Below are 8,799 nucleotides of genomic sequence, written 5' to 3' on the forward strand. Positions count from 1 at the left end.
CTTGGTCGAGCACATCTCCGCGCACAGCGGCAGCTTGCCCTCGGCGAGGCGGTTGCGGCCGTAGCTCGCATATTCCACCAGCGTCATGTCGGCCTCCGGGCCTCCGGCGCAGTAGGTGCACTTGTCCATCTTGCCGCGCGAGCCGAAGTTCGCCTGCTTGGGATACTGCGGCGCGCCGAACGGGCAGGCGTAGAAGCAGTAGCCGCAGCCGATGCAAAGCGACTTGGAATGCAGCACCACGCCGTCGGCCGTCGTGTAGAAGCAGTCGACCGGGCATACGGCCGCGCACGGCGCATCCGTGCAGTGCATGCAGGCCATCGAGATCGAGCGCTCGCCGGGCTTGCCGTCGTTGATGGTGACGACGCGGCGACGGTTGATGCCCCACGGCACTTCATGTTCGTTCTTGCAGGCGGTCACGCAGGCGTTGCACTCGATGCAACGGTCGGCATCACAAAGAAATTTGACGCGAGCCATGATCTATTCTCCCCTCACGCCGATTGAATTTGACACAATGTCACCTTGCCCTCGTGCATGGCGGTGACCGGATCGTAACCGTAGGTAGTGATCGTGTTCACGCTTTCGCCGAGCACGATCGGATCTGCACCCTTCGGATAGTTGCCGCGCTGATCGACGCCCTGGAACCAGCCGGAGAAGTGGAAAGGCATGAACGCCACGCCCTTGCCGACCCGGTCGGTGACCAGCGCCTTGACCCGCGCCTTCGAGCCGTTTTCCGGACCCAGCACCCAGACCCAGCCGCCGTCCTTGATGCCGCGCTCGGCGGCGTCCGCCGTGTTAACTTCGACGAACATGTCCTGCTGCAGCTCGGCCAGCCATTTGTTCGAGCGGGTTTCCTCGCCGCCGCCCTCGTATTCGACCAGACGTCCCGAGGTCAGGATGATCGGGAACTGCTTGGCGAGTCCCTTGTCCACCGCCGCCTTCTGAATCGAGAAGCCGAGATTGGCCATGCGGAACTGGCGGCCGTCGGGCCGGGTCGGATATTTGGCGACCAGTTCGGGACGCGCGGTGTAGATCGGCTCGCGATGAACCGGCACGGGATCGGGCAGGTTCCACGCCACCGCGCGGGCCTTGCCGTTGCCATAGGCCATCACGCCATGTTCGAGCGTGACGCGAATGATGCCGCCCGACAGGTCGACGGCCCAGCCGACGCCGTCGGGATTGTTGCCGCCGATCTTGTTGATGGTGGCGAGTTCGGCCTCGGTGAGGTCCTTGTCCCAGCCGAGCTTCTTGAGCACGCCATAGGTGAATTCGGGATAACCGTCGGTCAGTTCCGAACCCTTGCTGTAGGATCCTTCGGCCAGCAGATTGACGTTCTTCACCGAACCGTCCGGCTGCTTCTCTTCATAGACGACGCCGAAGCGGGCGCGGAAGGTGCCGCCGCCGTCCTTGGCGTGCAGGTTGGTGTTGTACAGCGTATGGGTTCCCGGATGCTTGATCGCCGGCGTGCCCCAGCACGGCCATGGCAGGCCGTAATAGTCGCCGCCGACTTCAGGCACGTCGGCCTTGGCGCGCAGGGTCACCAGGTCGAACTTGTCCTGATTCTTCATGTGGGCCTTCAGCCGCTCCGGCGACTGGCCGGAATAGCCGGTCGAGAACCCGCCGCGGTTGATTTCCCTGAGCAGGTCCTCTGGCGAGGGACGCTTGTTCTCCACCTTGATGTTCTTGAACATCGGATCGGCAAAACCGAGCTTTTCCGAGATGCGGTAGATGATTTCGTAGTCGTCCTTCGTTTCGAAGATCGGCTTGACGATCTGTTCGCCCCACTGAATGGACCGGTTGGACGCGGTGCGCGAGCCCGAGGTCTCGAACTGGGTGCAGGCCGGCAGCAGATAGGTGCCGTTCTTGCGGTTCGAGATCGCCGCGAAGGTGGTGGGATGCGGATCGGCGACCACGAGCAATTCGAGCTTCTCGATACCCTTCACCATTTCGGTCATGCGCGGCACGGTATTGCCGCCGTGGCCCATGATGAACATCCCCTTCAGGCTGTCGCGCTGATCGACATCGTCGGGGTTGGCGAGCGTCGCATCGAACCAGCGGGTCGACGGGATGCCCGGCGCTTCCATGTTCTGCTTGCGGGTGCGGGCCGGGCGGCCCGACTTCGCCGGCACTTCGTCGAAGCGTGCCTGCAGATAGTCGTATTCGACTTCCCAGACCCGGGCCCAGTGCTTCCAGGCGCCTTCGACCAGGCCGTAATAGAGCGGCAGCGTCACGATATCGAGACCGAGATCGGTGGCGCCCTGTACGTTGCAGTGGCCGCGGAAGATGTTGGCGCCGCCGCCGAAGGTGCCGACATTGCCGGTCGCCAGCAGCAGGTTGCAATAGGCGCGGACGTTGGCTGTGCCGACGGTGTGCTGGGTGCCGCCCATGCACCAGATGAAGGTCGAGGGCCGCTGCTTGGCGAAGGTCTCGGCGACTTTCTTCAGCTGTTCGCCGGGAATGCCGGTCACCTTCTCGACTTCTTCCGGCGTCCACTTGGCGACTTCGGCGCGGATCTGGTCCATGCCGTAGACGCGCTGGGCGATGTACTGCTTGTCTTCCCAGCCGTTGTTGAAGATGTGGTGCAGCATGCCCCAGATCACCGCGATGTCGGTGCCGGAACGGAAGCGCACATAATCGGTGGCGTGGGCCGCGGTGCGGGTGAAGCGCGGGTCGAGCACGAACACGTTGGCGCGGTTGATCTCCTTGCCGGTGAGAATGTGCTGCAGCGACACCGGATGCGCTTCGGCGGCATTCGAGCCCATGAAGACCACGGTCTTCGAGTTCCGGATGTCGTTGTAGGAGTTGGTCATCGCCCCGTAGCCCCAGGTATTGGCGACGCCGGCAACAGTGGTGGAATGGCAGATGCGGGCCTGGTGATCAATCGAGTTGGTGCCCCAGAACGCCGCGAACTTGCGGAACAGATAGGCGCCTTCATTGGAGAACTTCGCCGAGCCGAGCAGATAGACCGAGTCGGCGCCGGACTTGGCGCGGATCTCGAGCATCTTGTCGCCGATCTCGTTGATGGCGACGTCCCAGGATATTTTCTGCCACTCGCCGTTGACCAGCTTCATCGGCCATTTCAGGCGGCGGTCGCCATGTACGAGTTCGCGCACCGCGGCGCCCTTGGCGCAATGCGAGCCGCGATTGATCGGTGAGTCCCAGGCCGGCTCCTGGCCGACCCAGACGCCGTTCTGCACTTCGGCAAGTACGGTGCAGCCGACCGAGCAATGGGTGCAGATGTTCTTCTTGATTTCGGTCGGCGCGCCCATGATTTGCGGACCGGCCTCTGCCTTGCGCACCGAACCGAGCGGCATCAGGCCAAGCGCGGCGCCTGCTCCCGCCACGAGGCCCGACCGGCGCAGAAAGGTGCGGCGGTCGAGAACACCGGAGGCGAGGCCGGCGGCGATACCCTGCAAACGCGCTTTGCCGGCGGATCCATCTCTTCGCTTCATCAACATGTGCGTGGTCCCATCAATAGCGGTTGACGCGATAGAAATTCTTGACGTGATCGGATTCCTTGTAGCGGGCCTTGACCCGCTCGGACTGCGACTCGTCGGCGATGGCCTCGCGGCCCGCCAGCGGCACCACCGCTGCGGCTGCGACCGCCGATCCGCCCATCATGAAGAAGCGGCGACGGTCGACGACACCAGCGGTGTTCGAACCGCCTTCGCCTGATGGCGCCTTGCTGTCGGATGGCTTGCGCATTGCAATCTCCCCTTTGGCTTGCCTTCATTGCTGTCAGGACAGCGTGAAGGCCTCGGATTCCAGTTCCATATAGATGCGGCCGACGCGGCCGACGGCACGGTAGAAATTGGCCGACTGCGACATCTCGAGATCGGCGAACATCCGCACCGCCCACGGCTTGAGATGGCGCTCGAAAAATTGCTGCTGTTCGCCGAAATCCGCCTCGAACTCGCCGCGCGCGAGGCCGGACATCACTTCGAGCAGGATCGCAATGTGATCTTCCGGTTCCCGCGACGGGCCGTCGCGCTCGATCCCAAGCCGATCGAAATCCTCGCGCACCCTCGCCAGCGGGCGCTCGTGCAGAAAACCGGTCAGATAATAGGAGGCATAGGGCAGCAGCTCGCCGCGCCCGAGCCCGATGAACAGATCGAAGAATTCCTTGCTGACGGCGCGATCGTCCAACGCCGCCGCTGCCACCGAGAGTTCGATATGCGCGATGCCGAGGTCGGAGGCGTCGCCCTTCAGCGTGGCAACGCGCTTGAGCGTCTCCGCGTCGGGCGCCTTGCCGAGCAGCAGCGACAACAGGCCGTATTCCGCGGCGCGCAGCTGATCGATCTCGTCGATTTCGGATTTCGATGTCACCTGATTCCCGGATTGTGCGTAGAGATCGGGGCGGAGAATGTTGCGTTCCACCCGCGTCAGCGCTTCGACCGCAAGCACACGTTCGGCCGGAATGCGCGACCATGCGGACACCGAGGGCTGCGCAATGCCGATTCCCCGCGCCAGCGATGCGACGCCGCCTGCTGCCTTGATTGCCTGTTCCAAACCCGCGTCACGCATGGTGCGAGCTATTCTCCCCCTGTCCAAACGGTGCCTCTTAATCGGGCAAACCGTTTAGAACTGGAATTATTCCAGTGTGAAATCTGTAACATAGGCGCGGGCTATGTCTGTAAAAACTTTTGGCTAAACAGCAGGTTTTGCCGAGCCATGGCGTCGCACCGGCTGTTGCGGTGCAACAGGGGGCTCGTCCGGCCGATGAACTTCGCCGCTCGTGTGCTGTGCTGGCAAAATACCCTCGTTACTCTGCCTCAGCGCCGTGGCGGGCAGTGGTTGCGCAGGCTCAGCTTCTATCGCAGCAGGCTCTTCGGCTGATGGCACAGGGTCGTCCGCGGGCTGCTTTGCCGAATCCGCCGCCGCTACCGGGGGGTCGGCCGGTGCATTGTCACCCATGATCTGCAACACCATCCGCGCGACGTCCATGCCGGCGCCGATCTCGCTTGTGCCCGGCACGCCGCCCGGAACGTTCCAGTCATAGGCGTATTCGAGCGCGGGATTGACGTAATTGCGGATCGCGGGGTCGAGCGCCCAGGATTTTCGCAGCGCCGCATTGCGCAGATGCTCGGGCACGCCCTTGCCGAGGAACCCGGTGATATCGGTCGCGCCCGTCATCTCCTCCAGCTTCGGCAGGCTGGAGAGGTCGAACTCCGGCGCGGCCTCGGTTTCGGCCACTGTCGCGGGCGGAGTTTCAGCGGTGGCCGCGGGCTCATTCGGCGTGGATTCCGGCTGCTTCGCCTCCTGCTTGCGCTGCGACCACCGCGCCAGAAAGCCCCTGTCCTCGTCGCTCTGGTCCGGACCGCTCATGAGCGCCCTGTTCCGTCGTCCGAAGGGCCATCCGGCATGCCGCCGCGATCGCCGCTCTTGCGATCCCGCTTGCGCTTGTGGAACACGCGCTCGATGTGAAACTGATCGACGAAGGCTGCGATCCACGCCGCTATCTCGGGCGGCATTGGCACGGTGCCGATCACGTCGCAGCCGCTCTCGAAGATCGCTTCGCCTTCGGTCGGGTCGGCGGTCACCTTGGTCAGTTCGAGTTCAGGCCCGCCATCCTGGCGCCGCAGCGCAATCCAGATCCGCGGCTCGCCGTCGGCGAGGTTGTCGCGGTAATTGGCGGTGTCCGAACTGAACAGGTCGATGCTGGCCACGCCCGCATAATAGATTGTCGCATCGGCGTCGCTGGACAGCACGGTCCAGGGCGCCGTGTCCGGCACTTCGTCGAGGATCATCGCCGGCGACCACATATGGTCGATCCAGGGATTTTCGATCGAGCGGCGGCGCAGCACCACGCCAACCTGGCGGGAGGTCTCGGTCATCGCCATGCCAGATCCTCCGTTTCCCGGCCGGTCATGCGAGGTCAGCGGTGGCCGCGAGCGGCAATCCCGCGACCAGGTTCTGCGGCTTCAGCCGCACCACTCGGTCGGCGCCGCTGGCCAGAATGAGATAGACCGGCCTGGTGCCGACGCGCTCGTCCACCAGCCTGACATCTTCGATGGTCAGGCGCATCAGGGCGACGATGCGCTCGGCGGCATTGCCTTCCAGTTCAGCGCCGTTCCACAGGGCGTTGCCGATCCTGGTGCCCTCGCTGTCGAGGCCGATGAACCAGCGCCAGTCGCGGTCCTCGATCGAGGCCACCGTCTCGACCTTGACGGTCACGCCGAGCAGATGGGCGATCCAGCGTTCGATCACTCGTGTGAGCCCGGTTCGCGCCTTCGGATTGCCGCCGATGTTCATCACCATCGCGTGCGCGTCGGAACGCGACCAGTAGGTCCAGGCATTGTCGTCGTCCATCACGTCCATCTCGCCGAACGCCTTTGATGGCGCCAGCATCGCGGTCAGCGGCGACGAATGGATGTCGGCCTGGGCGTGCTGCTGCGCCTCGATGACCTCCGCATCGGCCAACAGCAGCGTGCCGTCATGCACGGTGGCGAGCTGGCTGCGGTAGAACAATTCGGCGGCGCGCAGCATGTAGGGATCGTCGCAGCCCTCCAGCGCGTTGCGCAGGATCAGGTGACAGAGCTGCGACAGGAAGATCGGCGGCAGATCGCCGGCGCCCTTGCGGGCCAGCGACACATACACCGCCTCCAGCGACGGCGCCGCCACCAGCCGGTCGCGGAAATTCACCATGAAGGTCCAGTTTTCCCGCGCGTCGGCGTCCACAAGCGCGGCGATGTCCGCCGCGGCGACCGGGCGCAGCGGATCGGCCAGCAGGTGCGCATGCAGCCGCAGCTCGGCCGGGCAGGCGTCGGCCGGCGGCATCAATTCGGGCCGCGCCAGATAGGCCATGATCAGTTCGGGTGTCGCCAGCAGCCCGCCATGATCGCCACGGCGGGTGAGGTGATGGCCGGAGGCGACCCAGAACTCTCTCATGTGCGATCCCTGGTCATGCTGTCATTCCTGATCAAGCCCATGAGGTCGACCTGTTCAACCGGCTCATCCTCGCCTTCGACCTCGTGAAAGGTAAAGGCGCTGGCATGCGCGTGCAAGGAATCGGCGCCCGTTGCGGTCTCGCGCGGCCGCAGCGTGCGGAAGCGCTCGCGAATCTCGCCGTGCTCGACGCTGCGCTGCACCGCGAGCAGGGTCTGCGGGGCGTGATCGCACAATGAGGCTGCAAACGCGACCTCTTCCTCGGCCGCCCCTCGAGCTGCGGCGAGATCCGGAGCGCCGAATTTTTCCAGCAAGGTGGCCGCGAGGCGCTCGACCATGGCCTCGCGCTCCGCTTCGTCAGCCTCGGTGACGATGGCCAGCGTCGACCAGCCGAGACTGTCGACGCCGAGAAAGCCCGACCGCAACGCCACGCGTTGTTTGGGCCCGAGCGCGGCCGGGTCCTGGTTCCAGAACACGAACGCGCCGGACACCGCCCATTCGCCGGGTTCCGCCGCCCGCTCGAATACGAACGTGTCGGACGGATCGAGCCGGATGGTTCGCGGCAGTTTCAGCATGTTCGCCTCATCCGAGCCTCGGGCCGCGCGCCTGGCGGTCGTACCAGTCCGCTCGCGCCAGCGCGTCGACGAGGCTGATCCGTTCCGGCGGCCCCTTGCCGACCGCGGTTCGCACCAGCAAATCGCCATTGACGTCGATCGCCCTGATTTCGCCGGCCTTGCCCAGCGCAAGCCGCGCCAGATAGTTCCGCGCCACCGCCTCGAACCCGCGTTCTCGCCATTGGTCGAAGCCGGTCATCAGGTGCCGCGCGAAACTTTCGATGATCGCGTCGGTGTCGATCATCTCGAAACCCTCGCTCAGCATGGCGACCCCGGACGCGGCCCGCACCTCCTCGACATGGACCATGTCGGCGGCGCGCAGGATGACGCCGAACACCAGCCACGCCGGAACTTCTTCCTCGGCGCAATCGGTGGGCCAGCCGAGCCGGGCGCCGCCCAGCAATCCGCCGTCGAACCTGACGGCGTCGGGCCAGTCGAAACCGACCTCCCGCTCCGGCGGGCAGTGCGACGATATCGCGTCACCCAGCGCATTCATGCCGGCAAAGAACGCCCGGCGCGCCGTGGCCAGCGCTTCGTCGGGTTCGAGCACCACGGCGAATTCGACCAGGTCGTAGCGCCGCACCCAGACCAGCGTGCCCGCGCCCGCGCTCGCCGCGATTTCGCAGCCGTGGGCGAACGCGTCGCCAAGCTCGCGCAACGCGACCAAAGTATACCCCGGGGGCAGATCGAGTGTCTGTTCCACGTCTGCGAGGCGCGACGTCATCGAAGGGCTCATCCTTAATCGCTTTGCAATCCGCTGGTGTATGCTATCCCCCTCCGGCTCGTAACGCGAGCAAGAGGCCTTGCGGATTTCCGATTCCGCAGGTACCGCGGAACCGGAGTACGAAGCAACCGCGCGCCCGGCGCACGGTTCAGGACATTAATCATGAGTGCGGTGCCGTCTCATCTCCTGATCTGCAGTTGCGAGAAGACGATGCCGCTCGACGCGGCGGCGATTGGCCGCGGCTGCGGCGGCACCATCACGCAGGTCAACCAGCTCTGCGGCCTCGAACTCGATCGCTTCAGGGCCGCGCTGGCCGACGGCGCGCCGATTACCGTTGCCTGCACCCAGGAAGCCCCGCTGTTTCGCGAAGTCGCTGAGAATTCGCCGCAGGCCGAACTCACCTTCGTCAACATTCGCGAAACCGGCGGCTGGTCGAACGACGCGGCCGCGGCCGGCCCCAAGGCCGCGGCGTTGATCGCAGCGGCACAGCAAGACATGCCGCCGATCTCGCTGGTGACGCTGGAGAGCGGCGGCGTGGCGCTGATCTATGGCCGCGACGAGGTCGCGATCGAGGCGGCG

The 8,799-nt window shown here is 65.0% G+C and carries 9 protein-coding genes and 1 pseudogene; 1 reads left to right on the plus strand and 9 read right to left on the minus strand.

What is annotated here, in order from left to right; all coding sequences use genetic code 11:
* The 9 genes from fdh3B to Q8N40_RS09255 form a co-directional block, all read right to left on the minus strand.
* On the minus strand, positions 1-474 hold a 474-nt coding region (fdh3B, locus tag Q8N40_RS09215), incomplete at its 3' end, for a formate dehydrogenase FDH3 subunit beta (protein ID WP_305711608.1).
* A 14-nt stretch (positions 475-488) separates the two neighbouring features.
* Positions 489-3,455 carry a formate dehydrogenase subunit alpha gene (locus tag Q8N40_RS09220; RefSeq protein WP_305711609.1) on the minus strand — a complete coding sequence of 989 codons (2,967 nt, stop codon included), beginning with the start codon at positions 3,453-3,455 and terminating at the stop codon, positions 489-491.
* A gap of 13 nt (positions 3,456-3,468) precedes the next feature.
* Positions 3,469-3,702, minus strand: a complete 234-nt coding sequence (locus tag Q8N40_RS09225) for a hypothetical protein (RefSeq protein WP_305711610.1) — start codon at positions 3,700-3,702, stop codon at positions 3,469-3,471.
* Between the two features lie 33 nt (positions 3,703-3,735).
* Positions 3,736-4,521, minus strand: a complete 786-nt coding sequence (locus Q8N40_RS09230) for a molecular chaperone TorD family protein (RefSeq protein WP_305711611.1) — start codon at positions 4,519-4,521, stop codon at positions 3,736-3,738.
* Positions 4,522-4,644: 123 nt separating this feature from the next.
* On the minus strand, positions 4,645-5,322 hold the full coding sequence (locus tag Q8N40_RS09235) for a DUF3306 domain-containing protein (RefSeq protein ID WP_305711612.1): 678 nt from the start codon (positions 5,320-5,322) through the stop codon (positions 4,645-4,647).
* The gene (locus Q8N40_RS09240) at positions 5,319-5,837 is read right to left on the minus strand and encodes a DUF3305 domain-containing protein (protein WP_305319812.1); all 519 of its coding nucleotides are present in this window, start codon (positions 5,835-5,837) and stop codon (positions 5,319-5,321) included. Before Q8N40_RS09240 ends, Q8N40_RS09235 begins: the two co-directional genes overlap by 4 nt.
* A gap of 25 nt (positions 5,838-5,862) precedes the next feature.
* Positions 5,863-6,885 (minus strand): DUF6352 family protein, encoded by a 1,023-nt coding sequence (locus Q8N40_RS09245; protein WP_305711613.1) that lies wholly within the window; start codon positions 6,883-6,885, stop codon positions 5,863-5,865.
* Positions 6,882-7,457 carry a DUF6505 family protein gene (locus tag Q8N40_RS09250; RefSeq protein ID WP_305711614.1) on the minus strand — a complete coding sequence of 192 codons (576 nt, stop codon included), beginning with the start codon at positions 7,455-7,457 and terminating at the stop codon, positions 6,882-6,884. Before Q8N40_RS09250 ends, Q8N40_RS09245 begins: the two co-directional genes overlap by 4 nt.
* Positions 7,458-7,464: 7 nt before the next feature.
* Entirely contained in the window at positions 7,465-8,220 is a 756-nt protein-coding gene (locus tag Q8N40_RS09255) for a biotin/lipoate--protein ligase family protein (protein WP_305711615.1), read from the minus strand.
* 162 nt (positions 8,221-8,382) lie between these two features.
* On the opposite strand from Q8N40_RS09255, the pseudogene Q8N40_RS09260 reads away from it, so the two are divergent.
* Positions 8,383-8,799: pseudogene (locus Q8N40_RS09260) on the plus strand (4Fe-4S ferredoxin); the annotation flags it as partial.

This window comes from Bradyrhizobium sp., from assembly GCF_030693485.1.
In the GTDB taxonomy this organism is placed as follows: domain Bacteria; phylum Pseudomonadota; class Alphaproteobacteria; order Rhizobiales; family Xanthobacteraceae; genus Bradyrhizobium.

Bases quoted from the DNA above. Each gene is read 5' to 3' on its own strand.
- Q8N40_RS09220 (WP_305711609.1), bottom strand. From the start codon at position 3,455: ATGTTGATGAAGCGAAGAGATGGATCCGCCGGCAAAGCGCGTTTGCAG.
- Q8N40_RS09225 (WP_305711610.1), bottom strand. From the start codon at position 3,702: ATGCGCAAGCCATCCGACAGCAAGGCGCCATCAGGCGAAGGCGGTTCG.
- Q8N40_RS09230 (WP_305711611.1), bottom strand. From the start codon at position 4,521: ATGCGTGACGCGGGTTTGGAACAGGCAATCAAGGCAGCAGGCGGCGTC.
- Q8N40_RS09235 (WP_305711612.1), bottom strand. From the start codon at position 5,322: ATGAGCGGTCCGGACCAGAGCGACGAGGACAGGGGCTTTCTGGCGCGG.
- Q8N40_RS09240 (WP_305319812.1), bottom strand. From the start codon at position 5,837: ATGGCGATGACCGAGACCTCCCGCCAGGTTGGCGTGGTGCTGCGCCGC.
- Q8N40_RS09245 (WP_305711613.1), bottom strand. From the start codon at position 6,885: ATGAGAGAGTTCTGGGTCGCCTCCGGCCATCACCTCACCCGCCGTGGC.
- Q8N40_RS09250 (WP_305711614.1), bottom strand. From the start codon at position 7,457: ATGCTGAAACTGCCGCGAACCATCCGGCTCGATCCGTCCGACACGTTC.
- Q8N40_RS09255 (WP_305711615.1), bottom strand. From the start codon at position 8,220: ATGACGTCGCGCCTCGCAGACGTGGAACAGACACTCGATCTGCCCCCG.